Annotated in this window: 19 protein-coding genes and 1 pseudogene; 13 read left to right on the top strand and 7 right to left on the bottom strand. The window is 63.0% G+C overall.

What is annotated here, in order from left to right:
- Window positions 1–62: 62 nt before the first annotated feature.
- Both AC1DLT_RS13550 and AC1DLT_RS13545 read left to right on the top strand, forming a co-directional pair.
- The gene (locus AC1DLT_RS13550) at window positions 63–1205 is read left to right on the top strand and encodes an ROK family protein (RefSeq protein WP_477487062.1); all 1143 of its coding nucleotides are present in this window, start codon (window positions 63–65) and stop codon (window positions 1203–1205) included.
- Between the two features lie 9 nt (window positions 1206–1214).
- Entirely contained in the window at window positions 1215–2657 is a 1443-nt protein-coding gene (locus AC1DLT_RS13545) for a M81 family metallopeptidase (protein ID WP_477487061.1), read from the top strand.
- A gap of 397 nt (window positions 2658–3054) precedes the next feature.
- Here AC1DLT_RS13545 and AC1DLT_RS13540 read toward each other — a convergent pair whose 3' ends face one another.
- Entirely contained in the window at window positions 3055–3729 is a 675-nt protein-coding gene (locus tag AC1DLT_RS13540; RefSeq protein ID WP_477487060.1) for a GntR family transcriptional regulator, read from the bottom strand.
- A 315-nt stretch (window positions 3730–4044) separates the two neighbouring features.
- Here AC1DLT_RS13540 and AC1DLT_RS13535 point away from each other — a divergent pair, with 315 nt between their 5' ends.
- The 9 genes and pseudogenes from AC1DLT_RS13535 to atzF all read left to right on the top strand — a co-directional run bounded on the left by AC1DLT_RS13535 (window position 4045) and on the right by atzF (window position 13463).
- Entirely contained in the window at window positions 4045–5172 is a 1128-nt protein-coding gene (locus AC1DLT_RS13535) for a BMP family ABC transporter substrate-binding protein (RefSeq protein WP_477487059.1), read from the top strand.
- Between the two features lie 23 nt (window positions 5173–5195).
- Window positions 5196–6323 (top strand): ABC transporter permease, encoded by a 1128-nt coding sequence (locus tag AC1DLT_RS13530; RefSeq protein WP_477487058.1) that lies wholly within the window; start codon window positions 5196–5198, stop codon window positions 6321–6323.
- 3 nt (window positions 6324–6326) lie between these two features.
- Window positions 6327–7253 carry an ABC transporter permease gene (locus tag AC1DLT_RS13525; protein WP_247039335.1) on the top strand — a complete coding sequence of 309 codons (927 nt, stop codon included), beginning with the start codon at window positions 6327–6329 and terminating at the stop codon, window positions 7251–7253.
- A 26-nt stretch (window positions 7254–7279) separates the two neighbouring features.
- Window positions 7280–7996 carry a biuret amidohydrolase gene (biuH, locus tag AC1DLT_RS13520; protein ID WP_105415552.1) on the top strand — a complete coding sequence of 239 codons (717 nt, stop codon included), beginning with the start codon at window positions 7280–7282 and terminating at the stop codon, window positions 7994–7996.
- Window positions 7996–9051 carry a cyanuric acid amidohydrolase gene (gene atzD / locus AC1DLT_RS13515; protein ID WP_477487057.1) on the top strand — a complete coding sequence of 352 codons (1056 nt, stop codon included), beginning with the start codon at window positions 7996–7998 and terminating at the stop codon, window positions 9049–9051. Before biuH ends, atzD begins: the two co-directional genes overlap by 1 nt.
- Window position 9052: 1 nt before the next feature.
- Window positions 9053–10603 (top strand): ABC transporter ATP-binding protein, encoded by a 1551-nt coding sequence (locus AC1DLT_RS13510; protein ID WP_477487056.1) that lies wholly within the window; start codon window positions 9053–9055, stop codon window positions 10601–10603.
- Window positions 10600–11259: pseudogene (locus AC1DLT_RS13505) on the top strand (cysteine hydrolase family protein); the annotation flags it as partial. The gene AC1DLT_RS13510 and the pseudogene AC1DLT_RS13505, both read left to right, overlap by 4 nt.
- 15 nt (window positions 11260–11274) lie before the next feature.
- Window positions 11275–11628, top strand: coding sequence for a cupin domain-containing protein (locus tag AC1DLT_RS13500; RefSeq protein ID WP_037083300.1), 354 nt, complete (start codon window positions 11275–11277; stop codon window positions 11626–11628).
- A complete protein-coding gene (gene atzF / locus AC1DLT_RS13495) occupies window positions 11625–13463 on the top strand; it encodes an allophanate hydrolase (protein WP_477487055.1) in 1839 nt (612 codons plus the stop codon). Before AC1DLT_RS13500 ends, atzF begins: the two co-directional genes overlap by 4 nt.
- A 46-nt stretch (window positions 13464–13509) precedes the next feature.
- Here the strand turns inward: atzF and AC1DLT_RS13490 are convergent, their stop codons facing one another.
- Window positions 13510–14409: a LysR family transcriptional regulator gene (locus AC1DLT_RS13490; protein WP_477487054.1), complete on the bottom strand. Its 900-nt coding sequence runs from the start codon at window positions 14407–14409 to the stop codon at window positions 13510–13512.
- A 138-nt stretch (window positions 14410–14547) separates the two neighbouring features.
- Between AC1DLT_RS13490 and mdlC the strand changes: the two genes are divergently transcribed.
- Window positions 14548–17631 carry a benzoylformate decarboxylase gene (mdlC, locus tag AC1DLT_RS13485; protein ID WP_477487053.1) on the top strand — a complete coding sequence of 1028 codons (3084 nt, stop codon included), beginning with the start codon at window positions 14548–14550 and terminating at the stop codon, window positions 17629–17631.
- Between the two features lie 73 nt (window positions 17632–17704).
- On the opposite strand, the gene AC1DLT_RS13480 is transcribed toward mdlC, so the two are convergent.
- From AC1DLT_RS13480 to AC1DLT_RS13465, 4 genes are all read right to left on the bottom strand, one after another.
- Window positions 17705–18163: a DUF3237 domain-containing protein gene (locus tag AC1DLT_RS13480; protein ID WP_477487052.1), complete on the bottom strand. Its 459-nt coding sequence runs from the start codon at window positions 18161–18163 to the stop codon at window positions 17705–17707.
- Window positions 18164–18172: 9 nt separating this feature from the next.
- Window positions 18173–19468 carry a TRAP transporter large permease gene (locus AC1DLT_RS13475; RefSeq protein WP_477487051.1) on the bottom strand — a complete coding sequence of 432 codons (1296 nt, stop codon included), beginning with the start codon at window positions 19466–19468 and terminating at the stop codon, window positions 18173–18175.
- Entirely contained in the window at window positions 19465–19965 is a 501-nt protein-coding gene (locus AC1DLT_RS13470) for a TRAP transporter small permease (protein WP_477487050.1), read from the bottom strand. The genes AC1DLT_RS13475 and AC1DLT_RS13470 overlap by 4 nt, the downstream gene beginning before the upstream one ends.
- A gap of 74 nt (window positions 19966–20039) precedes the next feature.
- Window positions 20040–21074, bottom strand: coding sequence for a TRAP transporter substrate-binding protein (locus AC1DLT_RS13465; protein WP_477487049.1), 1035 nt, complete (start codon window positions 21072–21074; stop codon window positions 20040–20042).
- Window positions 21075–21799: 725 nt separating this feature from the next.
- Between AC1DLT_RS13465 and AC1DLT_RS13460 the strand changes: the two genes are divergently transcribed.
- On the top strand, window positions 21800–23188 hold the full coding sequence (locus tag AC1DLT_RS13460; RefSeq protein ID WP_477487048.1) for an FAD-binding oxidoreductase: 1389 nt from the start codon (window positions 21800–21802) through the stop codon (window positions 23186–23188).
- Between the two features lie 247 nt (window positions 23189–23435).
- Here AC1DLT_RS13460 and ligM read toward each other — a convergent pair whose 3' ends face one another.
- Window positions 23436–24842, bottom strand: coding sequence for a vanillate/3-O-methylgallate O-demethylase (gene ligM, locus AC1DLT_RS13455; protein ID WP_477487047.1), 1407 nt, complete (start codon window positions 24840–24842; stop codon window positions 23436–23438).
- Window positions 24843–25101 lie beyond the last annotated feature (259 nt).

The raw sequence follows: 25101 nt of genomic DNA, 5'->3' as shown, positions 1-25101 counted from the left end.
GTTGATTTGTTCATTTCCTGAACTTAGTGTCAACCCACCTTCACAAACAGAAAACAGCTGCCTTGAACGCTTTGCTCACCTCTTCCCAGCGCCAGCTTGTGCGCGTCATCAGCGAGTCCGGTCCGCTCAGCCGGACCGAGATGGCGAACCTGCTGGGCCTGAGCAAAGCGGCAATGAGCGGCATTGCCCGCGACCTGATCGACCTCGGCGTGCTACACGAGACCGAGACGGTTTATGGCCAGGGCCGCCCGTCGGTGCTCCTCGACCTGCACCCCGAATGCGCCTTCTTCGTCGGCATCTCGCTGCTCGAAGATCCGGCGCCGATGATCCTCAGCGACCTGAACGGCAAGATCATCGCCCGCCAGTCGATGCCGCTGTCACGCGATCCGCATGTGATTGCGCAGGCGATCACCGAGGGCCTGCCGAGCCTGCTCGAAGCCCATCCGGACGCCCGGGAAAAGCTTTCCGGCATCGGCGTCGCCCTGTCCGGCTTCGTCGACGAATCCCAGGCCAATTGCGTGCAGTCCACCCTGCTCGGCTGGCAGGACGTGCCGCTGGCAAAAATTATCCGCGAGCGCTCCGGCGTCGAGACCTTTATCGAGAACGACGCAAAGGCGGTCGCGGTCAGCGAAAAACTGTTCGGCAGCGCCCGCGAGATCCAGAGTTTCAGCGTCGTCTCGCTTGGCGACGGCATTGGCTGTGCCCATTTCATCGACGGCAAGCTTTATCGCGGCAATCACGGCGGCGCCGGCGAAATCGCCCATTGCACCATCGAGCCTGGCGGCGCGCCCTGCCGCTGCGGCAAGCGTGGCTGCCTCGACACCGTTTCCTCGATGAAGGCGATCAAGGAAATGTCGCGCGCCGAAGGGCTCGAATGCACCTCGCTGTCGGATATCGAATACGAGGCATCGACAGGCAATGCCGCCGCGATCCGCATCCTGCACCGCGCCGGCTCGGCGCTCGGGCTTTCGATCGCCAACCTCATCCAGATCAACGACCCCGGCCTGATCCTGATCACCCATGTCGAAGGCTCGTTCGACGGCCTGTTCGGCACGGTGGTCAACCAGGCCATCGAAACCAACGTGCTGCCGCGTTACGCCGGCCAGACGCCGATCCGCATCAAGCGCGTCGATGGCGATGTCTGGGCCCGCGGTGCCGCCAGCATCGCAGCCCATAATTTCCTGATCGGCCCAAACTCCAACTGAGGTTTTTCCATGCGTATTGCTGTCGGCGGCATCCATATCGAATGCAGCACCTACAATCCGGTTCTCAACGAGGAAAAGGATTTTCGCATCGTGCGCGGCGATGACCTGACGGCAGCGCCCTATTTCGCCTTCCTCAAGGACTACGGCGCCGAATTTCTGCCGACCATCCATTGCCGCGCCATTGCCGGCGGCCCGGTTTCCCGCTCCACCTACGAACGCTTCAAGGCCGAATTCCTCGACCGGCTGAAACCGATGCTGCCGCTCGACGGCCTCTATCTGGCCATGCACGGGGCCATGTATGTTCAGGGCATGGAGGATGCCGAGGGCGACTGGTTCACCGCCGCCCGCGACCTGGTCGGCCCGGATTGCACGATCTCGGCCAGCTACGACCTACACGGCAACGTCAGCCAGCGGATCATCGATGCGCTCGACATGTATTCCACCTACCGCACCGCGCCGCATATCGACGTCGAGGAGACCATGCGCCGCTCGGTGAAAATGCTGGTCGAGAGCCTCAAGACCGGCGTCAAGCCGGTGCTGCTCTGGGCGCCGATCCCGGTCGTGCTGCCGGGCGAACGCACCTCGACGGTCGATGAGCCCGCAAAAAGCCTCTACGAGATGATGCCGGAAATTGACGCCATCGATGGTGTCTGGGATGCCTCGCTGATGGTCGGTTACGTCTGGGCCGACGAGCCGCGCGGCACCGCCGCCGCGATCATGACCGGCACCGACCGCGCCGTGCTGGAGCGGGAAGCGAAGCGCGTTGCCAAGGCCTATTGGGATGCGCGCGAAAAATTCGTGTTCGGCTGCGAGACCGGCTCGATAGAGGAATGCGTCGACAGGGCGATCGCCTCGAAGACCGCTCCGGTGGTGCTCGCCGAATCCGGCGACAACCCGACCGGCGGGGGCGTCGGCGACCGTGCCGAGGTGCTCGCCGACCTGATCAAGAAGAAGGCGACCGGCGTCGTTTTTGCCGGCATCGCCGACAAGGCGGCCGCTGAAGCCTGCTATGCAGCCGGCGTCGGCGCCGAACTCGATCTTTCGATCGGCGCCTCGCTCGACACGATCGGCAGCCAGCCGGTCAAGGCGAAGGTCAAGGTCCAGTTCCTGCACGACACGGCAGACCTTGCCGATCGCCAGGCGGTCGTCGCCATCGACGGCATCGAACTGGTCCTCTCGGCCAAGCGCCGTCCCTACCACTATATCGCCGACTTCACCCGCCTTGGCCTCGACCCGAACAGCGCCAAGATCATCGTCGTGAAGTCCGGCTATCTCTCCCCAGAATTGGCCCCGATCGCCAACCCGAACCTGATGGCCCTGTCACCGGGCGTCGTCGACCAGTTCGTCGAGCGCCTGGAACGCCACCGCAAGCCGAGGCCGACCTATCCTTTCGACAAAGATTTCACGTTCGAGCCGCAGGTGTTTGCTTCGGCGCGGTCGGCGGATTGGTGACTTCCGAAAGGAACGACGCCTAAGCGGGGACATTTTTGGCCTATCGGAAAATTTAGCGGTCGAGCTTTCAAACACTTAGCCGCTTTCGCTTCCCCGTCCGTCCCCGCCTCCGCAATCGCTCGCATAATCCCCCCGTCATCGGATGGGAAACCGGGTTCGCGAACCGGCCGCATCATCCGGCTCGCAAGGTCCGGTTTCCGGTGATGGTCGAGGAAGCGGTTCAAGGGGCCTGACAATCCCCGGAAACGCAAAAACGGCCGGGGCAGGCGGAAAGCCTGAATACCCAATACCCCGAAATACCCCGCCTGCCCCATTCCCGCCCAAACGGAACCGCCGGATTTTCATCCGTGCGGCCAAAAGTGCTTGAAAAAAGGAGGCTGCGGTGTTGACCGCCCGCCTACTCCCCCGCCGTCGCAAACACCGCGCTGGCGTCGCTGACGATCGCCACGTGCGAATAGGCGGCCTGCCCTGCCGCGACCGCATCAGCGCGGATGATCGCGGTGACGATCTGATCGTGCTCCTCGTAGGATTTCGCAAGACGCCCCGGCAGGCGGAATTGCGCCCGGCGGAAAGGTGCGAGCCGCGCCCGCGTCTGGGTCACCATCTCGAAGACATGGTCGTTATGGGCGCCGCGATAAAGCCTTGTGTGGAATTCGGTATTGTGCGCCGCGTATTCCTCTTCCGCGCCTGCATGCACCAGCCGCATCGAGCCGCGATGGTCGAGCTCCAGCGCCCGCCGCTCGTCCACCGTCATCCGCTCGGCTGACAGCCGGGCGCAAATACCTTCGAGTTCGGCCATCGCCTCGAACATCGAGTGGAGATGGGTCTCGGTGACATTGGTGACGACGGCACTGCGGTTCGGCTCGCGGCCGACAAGCCCCATGGCGCCGAGTTCGCGCAGCGCCTCACGCACCGGCGTGCGGGAAACCTCGAAACGCGAGGCAAGCGAGATCTCGTCGAGCTTCTCGCCCGGCAGGAGGGCGCCCGTGACGATCATGTCGGCAATCGCCCGCACCATCTGCTCGACGGTGGTTCCGGTACGGATGACTTCTCTGCGCCTGACCTGCTTCACGGGACGATTCTACTTGACCTTACAATTTGCATACAGATGCCGTTCCGGACTCGATAAGTCAAATAACGCCGCCAACGATGTCGGGAAGCTGCACCGGCGATTGCCGTATTGCCCCTCCGACGGATTGCTGAACAAATAATACCTATTGATTATTTCTTAAGCGAAAATGCGATGAATCTGTATGCACTTTTTGTTGCAGGGTTTTTGGGTCGCAAAATTTCCGTTTAGCAACAGTGGCTTGAGTTCTGGCACGCACATTGCATGCACTTTACCGTACCCGTTCGAAACCGGCCCAGAGCCGCAAGGAGCATGCCGATGACCAAACTCCTTCCCATGAACCGCCGCAACTTTCTCCAGGCTTCCGCTGCCGGCCTGGCCGCCGGCACCGTGCCCGGCCTGTTCGGCTCGCAGGCCATGGCGCAGACCGCGCTCACCATCGGCTTCATCTATGTCGGCCCCAAGGACGACTATGGTTACAACCAGGCGCATGCCGAGGGTGCGGCCGTCATCAAGAAGATGCCGGGGATCACGCTCGTCGAAGAGGAAAACGTTCCGGAAACCGTCGACGTCCAGAAGACCATGGAGTCGATGATCAACCTCGACGGCGCCACTCTGCTCTTCCCGACCTCCTTCGGTTATTTCGACCCCCACATGCTGGCCATGGCTGCTAAATATCCGAAGATGCAGTTCCGCCATTGCGGCGGCCTCTGGCAGGAGGGCAAGAACCCGATGAATACCGGCTCCTATTTCGGCTATATCGGCCAGGGCCAGTATTTGAACGGCATTGCCGCGGCTTACGCGACCAAGAGCAAGAAGATCGGTTTTGTTGCAGCGAAGCCCATCCCGCAGGTCGTCCAGAACATCAATTCCTTCCTGCTCGGCGCCCGCTCGGTCGATCCGACGATCACCTGCCAGGTGATCTTCACCGGCGAATGGTCGCTCGCCGTCAAGGAAGCCGAAGCCACCAACGCGCTCGTCGACCAGGGCGCCGACGTCATCACCTGCCATGTGGACAGCCCGAAGGTCGTCGTCGAAACCGCCGCCCGTCGCGGCGCCTTCGTCTGCGGCTACCATGCCGACCAGAGCGCGCTTGCCAAGGACAAGTACCTGACCGGTGCCGAATGGGCCTGGGGTAATGTTTATACCAACTTCATCAAGGCGGCCCAGAGCGGCGGCAAGCTCGGCAATTTCGTCCGCGGCGGCCTGAAGGATGGCTTCGTCAAGATGAGCCCGCTCGGACCGGCTGTCTCGGCCGAAGGCCGCAAGAAGTTCGAGGCGACGCTTGCCGAGATCATGTCCGGCAAGTTCTCGGTCTTCAAGGGCCCGATCAAGGACAACAAGGGCAATGTCGTCGTCACCGCCGGCACCGCCTTCGCCGAGGACGCGATCGAGCTCGAAAGCATGGGCTATTTGGTCGAGGGCGTCGTCGGGTCCACGTCCTGATCTCGAGGTGAAGGAGAAGCGCCATGACGGTCGAAGCGAACGATCCGGGACTATCGATAGCAACGGGGAACGGAGCTTCGCTGCGCCCCCTCCTCGAATGGCTGGCGCGACGGGCTGAGCCCGTGGCGATCGGGCTTGTGGCGATCCTGATCGGCCTGGCGCTTTTCTCCCTCTTCATCCTGGCGGTCGGCAAGTCGCCGCTCACCCTCTTCCAGCTCATGTACACGGGCGGTTTCGGAAGCTGGTTCTCGATCCAGAACAGCCTTTCCCGCGCCGCACCGCTGCTGCTGACCGCACTCTGCGTGGCGCTGCCGGCACGCCTCGGCCTCGTCATCATCGGCGCGGAAGGCGCGGTCGTCCTCGGCGGCGTCGCCGCGGCGGCCAGCGCCATGCCCTTCGTCGGCATCGTGCCGCCGATCGTGCTCTTCGTCTTCATGGGCTTTGCCGCCATGGTCGTCGGCGGCATCTGGATCGGCTTTGCCGGCCTCCTCCGCCACTATCGCGGCGTCAACGAAACGATCTCCTCGCTGCTTCTGGCCTATATCGCCATCGCCCTGATGAACCAGTTCGTCGAAGGGCTGCTGCGCGATCCGGCGAGCCTCAACAAGCCGTCCACCAAACCTCTGCCGAAGGACTACATGCTCGGCCAGATCCCCGGCATGGATGTCCACTGGGGCCTCGTCATCGGCGTCGTCGCCTGCATCCTCTCCTGGGTTCTGATCGAGATCACCAGCTACGGTTTTGCGGCCCGCATCGCCGGCGGCAATGTCCGCGCGGCGCAGATACAAGGCCTGCCGGTCGGCAAGCTGATCGTCGGCTTCACCGCGATTGCCGGCGGTTTCGCAGGCTTGGCGGGCATGATCGAAGTCGCTGCGGTCCAGGGCAGCGCCAACGCCTCGCTGGCCGCCGGCTACGGATATACCGGCATCCTCGTCGCCTTCCTGGCGCGGCACAATCCGCTGGCGATCATTCCGGTTGCCATCCTGCTCGGCGGCATCTCCGCCTCGGGCGGCCTGATCCAGCGGCGCATGGGCTTGCCCGATGCGACGGTTCTGGTGCTGCAGGGTACGCTCTTCATCGTCATCCTCTTCTGCGAGACCTTTTACGGCCGCTTCAAGATCTTCAATCCCGACCTCTGGAAAAGGAGCTGACCGATGGAAGACACAGGTATCGGCCTCTGGGGCGTGCCCCTGGCGATCTTCGCAGGCGCCATCCGCGTCTCCACCCCCTTCATCTTCGTCTCGCTCGGAGAGACGATCACCGAGCGCTCCGGCCGGATCAATCTCGGGCTTGAAGGCACGCTCGTCTTCGGTGCCATGACAGCCTATGCGGTGGCGGTGATGACCGGCTCGCCGACATTAGGCGTGCTGGCGGCGATGGCGACCGGTGCCCTGTTCGGCACGATCCACGGCTGGATCTGCAAATGGCCCAAGGTCAACGACATCGCCATCGGCATCGCGATGATGCAGTTCGGCCTGGGCTTGGCCTTCTTCCTCGGCAAATCCTTCATCCAGCCGGTGGCGCCGAAACTGCCCTCCATCCCGCTCGGAACCTGGTCGGCGGTGCCGCAGGTTCAGGCGGCGCTCAACATCAACGTGCTGTTCTTCATCGGGGCGGCGCTGGCCCTGTTCCTGTTCTGGGCGTTCAAGAATACCCGTATCGGCTTGATCCTGCGCGTCGTCGGCGACAGCACCGATGCGGCCCGCGCCATGGGCATCAGCCCTGACCGGGTGCGGCTGCTGGCGACTGCCGCCGGCGGTTCGCTGGCGGCGATCGGCGGCGCCTATCTGTCGCTCTATTATCCCGGGTCGTGGAACGAGGGCATTTCCTCCGGACAAGGCCTGATGGCGGTGGCGCTGGTGATCTTCGCCCGCTGGAACCCGATCGGCTGTTTCCTCGCCGCCCTGCTGTTCGGCGGTGCCGGCGCGCTCGGGCCCGCCCTGCAATCCGTCGGCGTGACGCAAGGCTATTACCTGTTTTACGCTGCACCCTACGTGCTCACCCTCATCATCCTGATCGCGACCTCGTCGCCCACCCGCTCGCTTGCCGGTGCGCCAGGCGCGTTGTCGTTGACGAAATAGGCCGCAAACCGAATTGGAGAGACCCGATGAACAGCCTTTCCCCCGCCGCACTGGCTGGCCAGACACTCAGCTATATCGACGCCGATCCCTATGCCTGGCCCTATAACGGCGACCTGAGACCTCAGAACACCGCGCTTATCATCATCGACATGCAGACCGATTTCTGCGGCAAGGGCGGTTATGTCGACCACATGGGTTACGACTTAGCCCTGGTCCAGGCGCCGATCGAGCCGATCAAGCGCGTCCTCGCCGCCATGCGCGCAAAAGGCTACCACATCATCCACACCCGCGAAGGCCACAGGCCCGACCTCGCCGACCTGCCCGCCAACAAGCGCTGGCGCTCGCAACGCATCGGCGCCGGCATCGGCGATCCGGGCCCCTGCGGCCGCATCCTGACGAGGGGCGAGCCCGGCTGGGACATCATCCCGGAACTCTACCCGATCGAAGGCGAAGTGATCATCGACAAGCCGGGCAAGGGCTCCTTCTGCGCCACCGACCTGGAACTCATCCTCAACCAGAAGCGCATCGAAAACATCGTGCTGACCGGCATCACCACCGATGTCTGTGTCTCGACGACGATGCGCGAGGCGAACGACCGCGGTTTCGAATGCCTGATGCTCGAGGACTGCTGCGGCGCCACCGACTACGGAAATCACCTCGCTGCCATCAAGATGGTCAAGATGCAGGGCGGCGTGTTCGGTGCCGTCTCCAATTCCGAAGCACTCGTGAAGGCCCTGCCCTGATGCCTTCGCTGCGCGCCCACGTTTATCGCATACCCGCCGACGGCCCGGACGATGTCGCCGGCGTCGAGGCGCTGTTTGCGGGCGGCCTTGCGGCGAAGAACGTCGTAGCGGTGCTCGGCAAGACCGAAGGCAACGGCTGCGTCAACGATTTCAGCCGTGGATACGCGACCCGCAGCTTCGAGGACCTGTTTCACAGGCATGGTGTCGATGGGATTCCGACCGTCATGTCGGGTGGAACCGAAGGCGCGCTGTCGCCGCACTGGACGATCTTCACCCGCGAAACTGTGGAAGCGCCCGGCGAACGAGCGCTCGCAATCGGTGCCTCCCGCACACCCGTTCTGCCCACCCATCATCTCGGACGCCGGCAACAGGTTCTGCTCGTCGCCGACGGGGTCAGGGCGGCGATGCGGGATGCCGGTATCGACGACCCGGCGGATGTGCATTTCGTCCAGATCAAATGCCCGCTGCTGACGTCGCGCCGGATCTCCGAGGCGGAGGCTGCGGGCGCCACCGTCGCGACCCGCGACACGCTGAAGTCGATGGGCCTGTCGCGCGGCGCCTCCGCGCTCGGCGTCGCGGTGGCGCTCGGCGAAGTCGACGAAGCGGAAATCGCCGATGCCGATATCGGTATCCGTTTTGACCTCTTCTCGAACTGCGCCTCGACATCGGCCGGTGTCGAGCTGACCGACCACGAGATCATCGTCCTCGGCATGAGCTCCCGGTGGTCCGGCCCGTTCGCGATCGATCATGCGGTCATGGAAAACGCGATCGACGCACGTTCAGTCCGCCGGGCGCGTGAACGCCTGCCGGAAAACAGCCGGCTTGCAGCGGTTCTCGCCAAGGCCGAGCCGGACCCTTCCGGCAGGGTCGGCGGCAAACGCCATACGATGCTGGACGATTCCGACATTTCCGGCACGCGCCACGCCCGCGCTTTCGTCGGCGGCGTTCTCGCCGGCGTTTTCGGCATCACCGACCTCTACGTCTCGGGCGGCGCCGAGCACCAGGGACCACCCGGCGGCGGCCCCGTCGCTATCATCGTCGAAAAGGAGACTTGAAGTGAGCATCGTTCGCGATACCCCGCTCCCGCAGACAGGCAAGGCCGTCGGCATCGAAACGCTCGGCATGACCATGCGCTTCGGCTCGTTCACCGCGCTCGACAACGTCTCGATCAGCGTGCCCGCCGGTTCGTTCCATGCTCTGCTCGGCGAAAACGGCGCCGGCAAGTCGACGCTCGTCAAATGCATCATGGGCTTCTACCACGCGACATCGGGCTCGCTCTCGGTCGACAGCCGTGAAGTCTCGGTCGCCTCGCCCAAGGATGCCGCGACCTACGGGCTCGGCATGGTCTACCAGCATTTTACGCTCGTCCCCTCGCTGACCGGCGCCGAAAACCTGGTGATCAGCCGCACCTCCGTGCCCTCGGTGATCAACTGGGCGAAGGAGCGCAAGGATCTTGCCGCCTTCATGGAGCGCATGCCGTTCCAGATCCCGCTCGAACGGCCGGTGAGCGAGCTCGCGGCCGGCGAAAAGCAGAAGCTGGAGATCGTCAAGCAGCTCTATCTCGGCCGTTCCTTCCTCGTGCTCGACGAACCGACCTCGGTGCTGACGCCGGCCGAAGCCGACGAGATGCTTGGCATCGTGCGCGGCATGACCGAGCGCGGCGAACTGACGGTGCTGATGATCAGCCACAAATTCCACGAGGTGACGAAGTTTGCCGATGCGGTGTCGATCCTGCGTCGCGGCAAGCTGGTCGGCACCGGCAAGGTCAGCGAACTCTCCACCTCCGACATGGCGGGAATGATGATCGGCGACGTCAAGCTTGCAGAACTCGACAGCCGCCTGCCGGTGCCCGAGGCTGCGAAATCGGTATTGAAGGTCGAACAGGTCAAGGCACCGGACCGCTCCGGGCTGAAGACGATCGAGATCGACAACCTGACGGTCCGATCCGGCGAGATCGTCGGCATCGCCGGCATTTCCGGCAATGGCCAGAAGGAACTCACCGAAATCCTCGCCGGCCAGCGCCCGACCGACAGGGGCACCGTGACAGTCAACGGCGAGACCTATGGCGCCACCCGGCCCGAGACCCGCAAGAACAATGTCCGCTTCATCCCCGAAGAGCCGCTACAGAACGCCTGTGCGCCAAAAATGACGGTCAGCGAAAATCTCGCCTTCCGCACCTTCGACCTGAAGGGCGACGGCAAGGATGCGATCTGGCTGAACAAGGGCGAGATGAAGAAACGCGCCTCGTCGCTGATCTCGGATTTCAAGGTCAAGACCGCCTCGTCCTCATCGCCGATCGCGGCGCTGTCCGGCGGCAACGTGCAGCGCGCGGTGCTCGCGCGCGAGCTGACTGGCGATGTCGACCTGCTGATTGTCTCCAATCCGTGCTTCGGCCTGGATTTCTCAGCCGTCGCGGAAATCCGCGCCCGCATCATGCGCGCCCGCAACTCAGGCACCGCTGTGCTGCTGCTTTCCGAAGATCTCGACGAGCTGCTGGAAATGTCGGACCGCATCATGGTGATCTCGGAAGGCAAGCTGGTCTACGAAACACCGATCCGCGCCGCCGATATCGGCGTCATCGGCGCCCATATGGCGGGGCATCACTGATGGAGATCAAGGCAGAACCCTTTGCCTTCCCGGCGAAACCCAAGGAACTGGCGCTCATCGTCATCGACATGCAGCGCGATTTCGCCGAGCCTGGCGGTTTTGGCGCCAGCCTCGGCAACGATGTCGGGCGCATCACCAGGATCGTGCCGGACGTCAAACGCCTCATCCAGGGTTTTCGCGATGCCGGCCTGCCGGTCATCCATACGATGGAATGCCACAAGCCGGATCTTTCCGATCTCCCGCCCGCCAAGCGCGACCGCGGCAACCCGTCCTTGAGGATTGGCGATGTCGGCCCTATGGGTCGTGTGCTGATTTCCGGAGAACCCGGCACGGCGATCATTTCCGAACTCGCGCCGATCGACGGCGAAGTGGTGATCGAAAAACCCGGCAAGGGCGCCTTCTACGCCACTGACTTGGGTGACGTGCTGAAGGAGAAGGGCATCACTCAGCTCGTCTTCGCCGGCGTGACGACGGAAGTCTGCGTCCAGACGACGATGCGCGAGGCGAACGATCGCGGTTACGAATGCCTGCTCGCCGAAGAGGCGACAGAGAGCTATTTTCCGGAATTCAAGGCGGCGGCCATCGCCATGATCCGCGCTCAGGGCGCGATCGTCGGCTGGACCGCTCATGTCGACGACATTCTGGACGGGATCGCGCCAGAGGGGAAAACAATGCCTGAATCAACTCGCGAGCTATTGACGTTAGGCGGCTGGAAAGACTTGCAATTCGAGCCCTTCCGCGACGAGGTCACCATCCACTGGATCCGCCCCTTCGAGGGCGACCAGCCGGGTGTGGCGCTGCTGAAATACGAGGCCGGCGCCGGCGTTCCCCGCCACCGCCATGAGGGCCTCGAAACCATCCTGGTGCTCGAGGGCGTGCAATCCGACGAGGCCGGGGATTACGGCCGCGGCAGCTATATCGTCAATGCGCCAGGCACCGAACACTCCGTCTGGAGCGATACCGGCTGCGTCGTGCTGATCCAGTGGGACCGGCCGGTGACAATATTGGAAGAGGAAATGGCATGAGCTTGCCGGAAAAGACACCAGCCTTCGACATCGCCTCGCTTCACGCATTCTACCAGAATGGCGGCAGTGTCGCGGAAGTCGTCGAAGCCGTTTTTGCGCGGATCGCCGAGGTCGATGATCCCGGCATCTTCATCCATCTGGCCGACAAAAACGCCGTCCTTGCGGAAGCCGACAAACTCGGCGCCTTCGATCCCGAAAAACCGCTGTTCGGCATTCCCTTCGCGGTGAAGGACAATATCGACGTCGCCGGCATGCCGACCACCGCCGCCTGCCCCGACTATGCCTATCTGCCCGAAAGAGACGCGACCGTGGTCGGCCTGCTCAAGGCAGCCGGCGCTTTTGTCATCGGCAAGACCAATCTCGACCAGTTCGCGACCGGCCTTGTCGGCGTCCGCTCGCCCTATCCGATCCCGAGGAACGCCATCGACTCGAAGCTGGTACCGGGCGGATCCTCATCCGGCTCTGCGGTCGCCACCGCGCAAGGCATTGTCAGCTTCGCGCTTGGCACCGATACCGCCGGTTCGGGGCGCATCCCGGCCGGCCTCAACAATATCGTCGGACTGAAGCCGAGCGTCGGCGCACTGTCGACCACAGGCGTCATTCCCGCCTGCCGCACGCTCGACTGCGTCTCGATCTTCGCGCTGACTGCGGACGACGCCTGGAAGGTCTTCTCTGTCGCTGCCAAATACGACGAGGCGGACGCCTATTCGAAAGTCGTGCCGGCAACCGGGTTCGGTTCTGCGGCGCCTGTGCTGACGATCGGCGTGCCGGCCAAAGCAGACCTGCAGTTCTTCGGCGATACCGTGATGGAGGCCGCCTATGGCGACGCCTTGGCGATGCTGGCAAGGCTCGGACACCGCATCGTCGAAGTGCCGTTCGGCGAGTTCTACAAGGTCGCCAATCTTCTCTATGAAGGTGCTTGGGTGGCGGAGCGTTACGCCGCTGTGAAACCCTTCTTCGACACGATGGAAGCAAGTTTCCACCCGGTAACGCGAAAAATCTATGGCGGCGCCAAATCGCTCTCCGCAGCCGACGCCTTCAAGGGCTTTTATGCGCTGCAGGCGCTCAAGAAGACACTGGCGCCGCTGATCGCCTCCGTCGATGTCTTCTGCGTGCCGACCGCGCCGACCCACTACACGGTTACCGATCTGGAAGCGGAGCCGATCCGGGAAAACTCGCGGCTCGGCACCTATACCAACTTCGTCAATCTGCTCGACATGTGCGGCATCGCCGTGCCGACCGGCACCCGTGCCGATGGCTTGCCGGCAAGCGTCACGCTGCTCGCCCCCTTCGGCCGCGACGGACTCACCGCGTCACTGGCCCGTGACCTCCACCAGGCGAGCGGGCTCACCCTCGGCGCCACTGGCTGGCCGCTTCCCGCGCCATCCGAAACGCCCGCAGTCGTCGCAAGCGACGACCTGATCGACGTCATCGTGGTCGGTGCGCACCTTTCCGGCATGCCGCTCAACCATCAGCTGACCGATCTCGACGGCACCTTCTCCCGCGTCGCGAAAACCTCCGCCGCCTACAGGCTTTACGCGCTTGCCGGAACAGTACCGCCGAAACCCGGCATGGTGCGCGTCGCCGAAGGCGAAGGTGGAGAAATTGAGGTCGAAGTTTGGAAACTGACGCCGGCAGCCTTCGGCCTGTTCGTCGCGGCGATCCCACCGCCGCTCGGCATCGGCACCGTTACCCTGTCGGACGGCACCTCGGCCAAGGGGTTTCTGGCCGAACCGTTCGCGCTTCAGGGCGCACTCGACATCACCGCCTTCGGCGGCTGGCGGGCCTATCTCAAGGAGTTCGCATCGCTGCCGCGGGTCGGCAAGACAGCTTGATCTGGGAACGCCTTCCCCAAGCAGAAATAGCCCCAGCCATTCTGCGTTACATCGTCCAGGTCTCGCTGATGCGGCGGATGCATTGGAGCAGGTTGACCGTCGGCGGCGTCATCAGGCCCTTCTTGCGGCGGTAGACGCGAAACGTCCGCTGCCAGTCGAGTTCGGGCACGTTGACGCGCGCCATATTTCCCCGTTCCACTTCCTCGCGCACCAGGGGCAGCGGCATCCAGCAGCAGAGCATTTCCGAAAGCACCGCCGCCTTCAGGACCGGCACCGAGCGAGAGATGATCGACGGCGCGTTCGGTTCCAGCGCGTTGTCGTGGAACCGCCTTTGCCATTCCCTGACCGTCGGCGTCCCGGGCGGCGGCATCGCCCAGTCGAACCCGGCCGCTTCCGCGAGCGTCACGTGCTCCCGTTTGATGATCGGATGATCGGACCTCGCAAAGACCGAGACCGTATCATGCATGATATCAGGCGTCGCCATGATGATGTCGTCGTCGAGATAGGGCTCCGGTGAAATCGCGATGTCGATCGTGCCGCCCTTCAGCCCTTCCAGCACCCGGTCCTCCAGGTCCTCGATGACCTGGTACTGCACCTCGGGATGCTGTTTGCGCATCTCGCCGATGACGGCGATGATGAAACCGCCGACGACGCTCGCCACGCCACCGATCCGCACCACGCCGCGGCTGGCGCCCCGCATCTGCTGGATGACGTCGGTCGCATTGCCGATCTCGGAAACGACCAGCTTGGCATAGGGCAGCAGCGCATCGCCGAATACGGTCGGCACCACGCCGCGGGTCGTCCGCTCGAACAGGGGCACGCCGTAGCTGTCCTCCAGCCGCTTCAGCATGCGGGTGATCGCGGGCTGGGTCATGTTCAACGCGGTCGCCGCCGCGCCGAGGCTGCCGCGCCGCGCGCATTCGAGAACGATTTGAGCCGACCGCACATCCAAAGTCATGCCTTGATGTAATGGATTATTGGAAATTCTTCAATTCCAAGACAGGGCGCTATCTGCAACACTTCCGCTCGCTAACATACGCGCTCGGGGTGTGAACCCCGAAGGCCGGGAGGAGGCCTCGAAGCTATGAACAAGATGTCGCTGGATTTCCTATCCGGCAGCACCAAGCTGCGTGGACAGACAGTAAGCGAGGCAGTTTTCGATTTTCTGAGACAGAAGGGCATCAATCGGATTTTCGGCAATCCGGGATCGACCGAACTGCCGATGTTCGTCAACGTGCCGGAAGATTTCTCTTATGTGCTCGGCCTGCAGGAATCGATCGTCGTCGCGATGGCGGACGCCTATGCGCAGGTGAGCCGCAAGCCGGCATTCGTAAACCTGCATTCGGCCGCCGGCCTCGGCCATGCGCTCGGCAATATCTACACGGCCTATCGCAACCGCGCGCCTCTTATCATCACCACCGGCCAGCAGAGCCGCGAACTGCTGCCGAATGATCCGTTCCTGTTTGCGGAAAGCCCGACGGAGTTTCCCAAACCCTATGTGAAATGGGCCTGTGAGCCTGCCCGCGCCGAAGACGTGCCGGCGGCAATCGCACGTGCTTATTACATGGCGATGCAGGCGCCGCGCGGCCCGGTCATGGTATCGGTTCCGTTGAGCGACTGGCAGGCACAGGCAGCCCCGATCGCCATTCGCGATGTGGAAACGGTGATCAGCGCGCCCGCCTCCGCAATTGACGATCTCGCCCGCCGGCTGAACGAAGCCCGCGAGCCGGTGCTCGTCGTCGGCCCCGGCGTCGATCTCGACAATGCCTGGGACGCCACGGTGCGGCTTGCGGAAATCCTGCAGGCGAAGGTCTGGGTGAGCCCGCTGTCTTCGCGCTGCAGTTTTCCGGAGCGCCATCCGCTGTTTGCCGGTTTCCTGCCGGCTTTCCAGCCGAAGCTCGCCAATTGCCTGCATGGCGCCGATCTTGTGCTGGTGCTTGGCGCGCCGGCCTTCACCTACCATTTCGCCGGCTCCGGCCCGGATATCCCGGCAGGTGCCGAATTATGGCTGATCACCGACGATCCCGCCCAGGCGGCGAGCGCTATCGTCGGCAACGCCATGGTCTCGAACCTGCGCGCCGCGACCGAAAGCCTCGTCTACCGCCTGCGCTGCCGTGCGCCGCGTACCGACGGCCCGGCCCGCACCATTCCGCGCCTGAAAACACCGAAGGGCATCACCCAGGAATTTTTCTACCAGACACTGGCAGGCGTCCGTTCGCCTGAGAGCATCGTCTTCGAGGAAGCCCCAGGCGCTCGCGACGCGCTGCACGATTTCTTGCCCATCGAGCGGCCCGGCGGCTTTTTCGCGACGGCCAGCGGCGGCCTTGGTTATGCCCTGCCCGGCTCGGTCGGCGCTGCCCTCACCAAGCCGGAACAGCCGGTCATCGCCGTCATCGGCGACGGATCGAGCCTCTATTCCATCCAGTCGATCTGGTCTGCCGTCGAATACGATGCCGATCTGATGATCGTCATCCTCAACAATGGCGGCTACAAGGTCCTGAAGGCGATTGCCGAGCGGAGCGGCTCCGGCCGCATCGACGGCGTCGATATCCGCCACATGGATTTTGTGCAGATCGCCGAGGCGCAGGGCTGCAAGGCTGTCCGCTGCGAAAAGGGCGAGGAATTGTCGTCATGCCTGCGGGATCTTCTCAAGATGAAGGGGCCGCGGCTTTTGGAAATCATTCTATCAGAGGAGGAGACTGAAATGAATGTCGCTGTCAGAAACGAACAGGTTCTGAAAACCCCCGAAAAGTTCTTCATCGGCGGTGAATGGGTAGCCCCGCTCGGCACCAACAAGCTCGACGTCATCTCGCCGGTGACCGAGGAAGTGCTGATGAGCTACCCGGAAGCCAGCAATGCCGATATCGACAAGGCCGTAGTAGCCGCCCGCGACGCCTTCGACAATGGCCCCTGGCCGCGCATGACCTTCAAGGAACGCGCCGGTTACCTGCGCAAGGTCGCCGACCTCCTGACCGCCCGCCTCGACGAGATCGCCAATGCCTGGACGACCCAGGTCGGCGCGCCGATCTTCCTGACCAAGAAGCTGGTCGGCCAGAACCCGGGCCTCTACAACTATTATGCCGGCCTGATCGAGAACGACGAGTTCGTCGATCAGCGCAAGCGTGCCGATGGCGGCGAAGTCCGCGTGGTGCGCGAGCCAGTCGGCGTCTGCGCGGCGATCACCCCGTGGAACGCGCCGATGGTGCTCTTGAACTACAAGGTCTCGGCAGCGCTTGCCGCCGGCTGCACGATTGTCGCCAAGCCCTCACCGGAAACTCCGCTGGACGCCTATCTGCTCGCCGAATGCATCGAGCAGGCAGGCATTCCGAAGGGCGTCTTCAACCTGGTGCCGGCCGGCCGCGAAGGCGGCGATTATCTCGTGCGCCACAAGGGCATCGACAAGGTGTCGTTTACCGGTTCGACGATTGCCGGCAAGACGATCGCTGCCGCCTGCGCCGACCGCCTGACCCGCGTCAGCCTCGAACTCGGCGGCAAGTCCGCAGCCGTGCTTCTCGACGACGCCGACTTCGCAAAGGCGCTGCCGGCGCTGATGGTCTATTCCATGCCGATCACCGGTCAGGTCTGCTTCTCGCTGACCCGCATTCTGGTGCCGGAATCCCGCAAGCAGGAATTCATCGACCTCTATGTCGGCGCGGTGAAGAGCATCAAGGTCGGCGATCCATCTGATCCAACCACCCAGATGGGCCCGCTCACCATGGCCCGCCAGCTTGCCCGCGTCGAAGGGTATATCGCTGCCGGCCGCGCAGGCGGTGCGACGGTTGCCTGCGGCGGCGGCCGTCCGGCCGGTCTCGACCGCGGTTACTTCATCGAGCCGACCGTCTTCACCGACGTGACGATGGACATGAAGATCGCCCAGGAGGAAATCTTCGGACCGGTCGTGTCGATCATCAGCTACAAGGACGATGACGAAGCGGCAAAGATTGCCAACGACAGCACCTACGGCCTGTCCGGCGCGGTGTTCACCTCCGATCCGGAGCGTGGCTATGCCTTTGCCCGCCGCATGCGCACCGGCAGCGTCACCGTCAACGGCATGATCGTCGACATCCATCACCCGTTCGGCGGCTTCAAGCAGTCGGGCATCGGCCGCGAAGGCGGTCCGGAAGGCCTCGAAAACTACTTCGAGGTCAAGACGATCCACATGGCCTGATGCCAAAAAGCCAAACAGAAAGGCCGCCGGGTTCATGATCCGGCGGCCTTCTTGTTTCGAAATGTCTGGTGGATCAGAGCACTTCGAAAACCCCGATCCTGACCGCGTTTGCCAAACGCTCGCCGGTGCCGATGAACATGGTGTGGTTGAGCCAGGCGTATCTTGGATCGCCGGTCTGCAGGCGCGGGCTGGTGCGCATGTAATAGAGCGCCGGATCGACCGTCTCGCCCGCCGCAAGCTTCGCCAGCACCTCCGGCGGTCCATGCCGGAAACCGAAATTGCGGATGTCGATCATCGCTCCGTCATGGGTCTCGATCACGTAGCGCGTGTCGAGTTCCGCATAACCGGCGTCATAGACGCTCTGCCAGTCCGCGCCGAGATTGAGGACGCGCCGGGAAAGGCGCTCCCCCTCGACCACGCCGCCGATGATCGGGATGATCCGCCAGCGGCCGCCCGGACCGCCTCCCTTCTCGATCGGTGCGCCGAGCTCGGCGCGGATTTCGCAAAGTCGTCTCAGACCCGGAGCCTTCATCCTATCCTCCTATCGCATCGTCGTCGGCAGCCACAGCGCGATCGCCGGGAAGAGAACGAGCAGGATGAGTCGAATGATGTCCGTCAGGATGAACGGCATCACCCCTCCATAGATCGTGGTGATCTTCACGTCCTTGGCGATCGAGTTGATGACGAAGACGTTGATCCCGACCGGCGGGGTGATCATCCCGAGTTCGCAGGAGACCACGATGATGACGCCGAACCAGATCGGGTCGAAACCGAGATGGGTGATGACCGGAAAGACGATCGGTACAAGCAGGATGATCATCGCCATCTCGTCCATGAGAGCGCCGGCGATGAAAAAGATCACCAGGATCAGCGTCAGCGTGCCGTAGGGGCCGAGATCCATGCCGACCAGGAAGGCCGTCAGCTTCTGCGGCGACTGGGTGATCGCCAGGAAATAACCGAACAGGATGGCGCCGATCAGCACGCTGAACAGCGACACGGAGGTGCGGAGCGACTCGACGAGGCTCTGCATGATCAGCTTCAAACCCAGCCGTCCGCGCAGGATGCCGATGATCATCGTCAGCATCGCCCCGACCGCCGCTGCTTCCGTGGCCGTCGCGACGCCCAGATAGATGACGCCGATGACGGCGAGGAACAGGACCAGCACCGCCCAGACGTCCCGAAGGGAGGTCAGAGCTTCCCTCAGATCGAACTTGGTGCCGGGCGGCAGGCGCTTACCATGGGCGATCAGCACGGTCGCCATGTACATCAGCGTCGCCAGAATGCCGGGCACGACGCCGGCCATCAGCAACTGGCCGACATCCGTCTCGGTGAGGAATGCATAGACGACCATCATCACCGAGGGCGGGATAAGAATGCCGAGCGTGCCGCCGGCGGCGATGACGCCGGTGGAGGTGGCATCGGCATAACCGGCCTTGCGCATTTCCGGAAGCGCCACGCGGGTCATAGTGGCGGCAGTCGCGATCGAACTGCCGCAGATCGCGGCAAATCCGGCACAGGCCGCGATCGTCGAGAGCGCCAGCCCGCCGCGGAACTGTCCGAGCCAGGCATTGCCGGTCCTGAACAATTCCCGGGACATGCCGGAATTGGTGGCGAACACACCCATCAGGATGAAGAACGGCACCAGCGTCAGGTTGAAGTCGGTAATGACCCGGATCGGCGAGGTGGTTAAAAGATTGAGCGCCGGCGAGAGGCCGCGCATCGCCGCAAAGCCGAAGACGCCGACGAGGCCCATCGACACACCGAGCGGCACGCGCAGCCCCATCAAGACGAACATGGCGACGAAGCCGCCAATAGCAACGAGATCAGCGGTGTTCATACGCCATGCCCCTCGAGCGGATTGGGTTCCTCGGCCTCGCGCCGCAGGAAGGGCACGACGGCGGTAGTGATGACGGCCGAGGCGCAGCCGAGCCAGATCAGGCCGATCAGCGGCCAGACTGGAATGCGCAGGTCGAAGGTCGTTTCCTGGCTGTTATAGGCGCTCGTCAGGCGGAAAAACATCATATACGCGAGCATGGCCGTGAAGGCGAGCAGCGTGCTCCAGGCGATAAAATCGAGGACCCGGCGCCCCTTCGACCCGAGCGGCTCATAGAGCAGATCGACGGCGATATGGCCGCCGCGATAACCGATCGAGGCAAAACCCCACATCATGCAGGCGCCGATCAGGTAACGGGACAGGTCGAAACTGTCGGGGACCGCCCAGGAAAAGATATAGCGGCCGATGGTGGAGACGACGATCAGGATCGTGCACAGGCCTAAGAGAAGGCCGGCGATCATATCGACTGCTTCGGTGAAGCGCTCGAGATATCGGGTCATGTCTGAGCTCGAAATTCGGATGGCAGGAAGGGCAGACGCCGAAGCGCCCGCCCGGTTCGACGCTTAAGAAATCCTCACTTCACGTCGGCATTGTACTTCTTCAGCGTCTCGCCGAGGCCTGCCCAGGCAGCCTTGGCGTCGACACCGGCCTTGGTCGCGGAGGCTTCCCATTCGCCCTGCAGCGAGGCTGTCGCCTTCTTCCAGAGGCCGACCTCGTCAGGCGTCGGCTTGTACATGGTGTGGCCGCCGGCATCGATCATCTTCTGGCGGCCGGCGGCTTCCGCATCCGCCCATTTGGACGCCATCTTCTCCGCCCAATCCGGCGTGCAGTGGTCGTTGATCACCTTGCGATCGGCAGGCGACAGGCTGTCGATCTTGGCCTTGTTCATCACGAAGGCGAAGGTCGTCACATAGAAGGGCAGATCGAGGTGATGCTTGGTGACGTCCTGCAGGCCGAAGGTGTAGATCGAGTTCCACGGCGACGCCGTCATGTCGGCGGCGCCCTTGGAGATCAGTTCGCGCATGTCGCCGGCCGGCACCTGAACGGAGGCCGCGCCCAGCGAATTGACCAGCCGCGCCATGGTGGCATGCGCGGGGCGGATGTTCTTGCCCTTGAGATCGGTCGGAACCTCGATCGGCCCCTTGGTCCCATGCAGCGTGCCCGGATCATGGACGATCGCCATGCAGAACTGGACGTCCTTCATCTCCTTGGCGGCATATTGCGTGTACCACTCGTCGAACGCCCGCGAACCGCCCTTGGCGTTCGAGATCAGGAACGGGATTTCGCCCGCCGCGATGATCGGGAAACGGCCCGGCTGATAGCCCGGATTGATGAAACCGATGTCGACGATGCCGTCTCGCGCCATGTCGTAATGGTCCGCAGCCGCTCCGAGCTGCGAGGCCGGATAGATGGTGATCTTGATGCGGCCGTTGGATGCGTCGCTGATCGATTTCGCCCAGATTTCCATGCCACCCGGCTGCAGCGCATGAGTGGCGGGCACCCAGTGCGACAGCGTCAATTCGACGTCAGCGGCCTGAGCAGCAGTGGTCGGCGCGGACGCGGCCAGTGCCGCGAGGCAGGCCGAAGCGAGCAATGCCTTCAGTTTCATGTATTTCTCCTCCCTTTGAGATCAGAGACCGGAGGGCTCCCTTCCCGTTCCGGCCGGCGAATATCGCTGTCAATCCGCGTGGAGACTTAGCTCGCTGGCGGACTGACGAGGTCGTCGGAAATTCCGTGAAGGGACGCAACTGCCGGATGCGGAAAGCCCGCCTGCCAGCGATGCGTCAAAGGACCTGCGGAGATCAGGCTGCGCCATCTCCGCGGCCGAAACCAAACCTGCCGTGTCCACGGCAGCCGCAACTGTGCTGAACAGTCGTGTATACACTGATTTTCTCCCACGCCCGGTCTCCCAAGGTGACGTCCTCCTCCTGACATCCCCTACCCGAGCATCCGAATTTCAACACATCCGGGCCGGAACGACAAGCATCCATTTCCTTTTGGGATACAAAAACTCAGGCTGCCTGAGATTTTTCCCGCAGGCTCTTTAACCCGGCTTCAAACCGTCTAGAATGTCGCGACGCGCCTGCCATGCATACATGGAGGATGGAATGCGGCGGCGGAGTGGAACCGGGAGATCGGGTCTACGGGAGAAAACGTTCGGCCGCGAGGATCCGTCGGCCGATCGATTGGGATGCGGCGTAGGCGTTCAAACCCGTGTAGCGGAACGCCGGCTCTTCTCGGAAGCTCGACCCGATCGCTCTTGGTCGGCACGCCCGGATTGAGCCGGGACACGGATATCCAAATCATCATCAGGACATTGGGGAGGAAAAACACATGGATGATCTCGTTACGCCGGTCAGCAAGGCGATTGCGCAACTCAAGGGCTTGCTTGGCGACAGGCTGGTAACATCGACCTCCGTTCGCGAACATCACAGCCACGATACGTCGCGGCTTGCCCCTCACCTGCCCGATGCTGTCGTATTTCCGCGCACCGAAGAAGAGGTCCGGGCGATCGTTTCTGCCTGTGCTGCGCATGGCGTACCGGTCGTGCCCTTCGGCGCGGGGTCCTCGATGGAAGGCCATACGATCCCGATCCGCGGCGGCATTTCACTCGATACCCGCGAGATGAACAGGATCCTCGAGATCCGGCCGGAAGACCTGCTGGCCGTCGTCCAGCCCGGCGTCACCCGCAAGCAGCTCAATGTCGACTTGCGCGAAACCGGTCTGATGTTCTCGGTCGATCCGGGCGCGGACGCCTCGATCGGCGGCATGGCGTCGACCCGCGGCAGTGGCACCACTTCGGTCCGCTACGGCACGATGCGCGAAAACGTGCTGGCTCTCCGGGTGGTGACACCCGACGGCGAAGCGATCCAGACCGGCTCGCGGGCCAGAAAATCCTCGTCGGGCTACGACCTGACGCATCTCTTCGTCGGCTCGGAAGGCACGCTCGGCGTCATCACCGAACTCACCGTCCGCCTGCATCCGATCCCGGAGGCCGTTTCGTCCGCCATCTGCGCCTTCCCGACGGTCGCCAATGCCGTCGAGGCGGTGATCGAGGCGGTGCAATACGGCATCCCGGTCGCCCGCGTCGAATTCCTGGACGAGGTGGCGATCGCCTCGACCAACAGTTATTCGAAGCTCGGCCTGCCGGTCGCCCCCACCCTGTTTTTCGAGTTCCACGGCACCGAGGCCTGGGTGAAGGAACAGGCGCAGCTGGTCGAGGAGATCACCAAGGGCCATGACGCGATCTCCTTCCGCTGGACCGCGGATGCCGACGAGCGCGCCAAACTCTGGCAGGCCCGCCACGATCTCTACTGGGCGACCAAGGCGATCATTCCGGGCTACGATCTTTATACCGGCGATATCTGCGTGCCGATCTCGCGGCTTGCCGAAAGCATCGTGGCCGCCCGCGCCGACATCGACGCCTCGTCGCTCAAGGGCCAGATCATCGGCCATGTCGGCGACGGCAATTTCCACACCGCCTACCTGATCGATCCAAACAATCCGGAGCATCTCAAGGAGGCCGACGAGATGGCCGACCGCGTCGTCGAACGGGCGCTCGCCGTCGGCGGCACGGCGAGCGGCGAACACGGTATCGGCATTGCCAAGCTGAAATTCATGCGCAAGGAACACGGCAAGGCGGTGGATGTGATGAAGAAGATCAAGGCCGCGCTCGATCCGCTAGGGATCATGAATCCGGGGAAGATGGGGGATCAGGGGTGAGAGACGATGCCGTTGCTCTCCTCATCCCTGTGCTTGTCACAGGGATCCAGCGCGCTCAAGTCTTTGAGCGCAAAGGACTCTCTTCACCGCGCAGACGCGCGGTGGCTGGATTCCTGTGACAAGCACAGGAATGAGGGAGTTCTAAGTTCTCCCCGTCAGCATCACAGCGGCGGCGCATCCTAAGCGACCCCCCAAACGAAAAACGGCGCCCGAAAGCGCCGTTCTCATGCAACATCCTGGGAGGATATCAGACCTTCTTGGTGCGCCAGCTTTCGGCATAGTTTTCGCGGGCTTCGGCCGCATAGGGGGTCGGCGAGACGCGGACGCGGATCTCGGCCTGTTTGTGGCCCTTTTCGATCGAGGTCTTGCCCGTGCCGCCGTTCGGTTCGCCCCAGACCAGCGTCAGGACATCGCCTTCCTGGACATCCGCATCGACGATGCCGAGCGACAGCATGCAGCGTTCGTTGTAGCTGTAGCCGTTGAACATCGACATGCCGACGACCTTGTCGCCATGCATGATCCTGTCGGCGCTCGAAGATGCGTAGTTCGGCTGCGGCAGGTCGATCCACTTGTAGGCCTCACCGCCGGGGACGAAGTTCGAGGCGATGACCTTCATCACGTCTTCCGCGTTCCACTCGAAGGTGACCTTCTTGCGCTGCGGCTGACCCTTCATCTTTTCCAGCGCCTCGCGGCCGACGAAGTCGTGGTCAAACTTGATGTAGATGCCGTAACCGAGCTCGTACGGATTGACGTAGTAGTCTTCGATGTTGTCGGAGACGAGGCTGCCGCCGATCGAACCGGTCGCTTCATAGCTGTCTTCCGTCAGCCAGTCGCGATAGCCCTGCAGTTCGGCGCCGGTGTAGATGCCCGGCAGCGGCGACGGAATCCAGCCGGATTCCAGCGTGTTGGTCGAATAGGCGCGCGCACCGACGAGATAGAGGTCGACGCCGGCATCCTTTGCGGCCTTGACGATGATCTCGCGGACTTCGTCCTTTTCGGCATAAGGTCCCCAGACTTCAAGGCCGGGCGCACCGGCCATGCCGTGGCGCAGGGCCTGGACCTTCTTGGAGCCGATATTGATCCAGTCGACATGGAAGAACTTGATGTCGGGGATCGGGCCGCCATTCATCTTTTCAAAGATCTTCGGAGCGTCCGGGCCCTGGATCTGGAAGCGGTAGTGAACGCGATTGACTTCCTTGCCGTCCGGGCGCGAAGGCGAACGCGGGTCGTGGGTAAGCTTGACGTCATGCTTGCCGAGCGAAGCGTTGTAGCGCAGCCAGTTGGCGGTCGGCGCACGGCCGACGAGCACGAACTTGTCATCACGTTCGCGGAAGATGATCATGTCGCCAATGACGTGTCCGGCAGGCGTCACCGGAACATAGTGCTTGGCGCGGTCGACGCCGAAATTGGCAAAGCTGTTGATCGCCAGGCTTTCCAGGAACCTGGACGCGTCCGGGCCTTCGACGATCAGTTCGTCCATGTGGTGGGACTGGTCGAACAGGACCGCCGAATGGCGCCAGGCCATCTGCTCGGTGCGCCAGTTCGAAAACTCCGGTGCGACGACCGGATAGATATACATGCCGATGCGCGAATTGCGCAGCATCTCGACAGTATTGCCCTTCTCTTTCAGGATCTGGGTCAGATTCTTCGGCATTTTCTTAACCTTCCCTCGGTTGCTCTCCTGCATGCCGCCCGCCAGCCAAGCCGGTTCGGGATACGATATGCATCGTCTCAAGATGTCTCATGCAATTGAGGGTCAGCGGTCTCCTCCCGCCATCTCCTCCCAACAGCCCGGTTCTCGAACCTCGCCTCGACGGCTCGGCGGAAATCGAGGCCTCCTCCCGGTCGAAGCAATTCATAGAGCAATCATTTTTGGGATACAATACCAGATTTCAGCCTCGTCGCCAAAAGTG

The organism is Neorhizobium sp. 05N33 (assembly GCF_056397445.1).
This window is presented reverse-complemented; position numbering and strand designations above follow the sequence as displayed.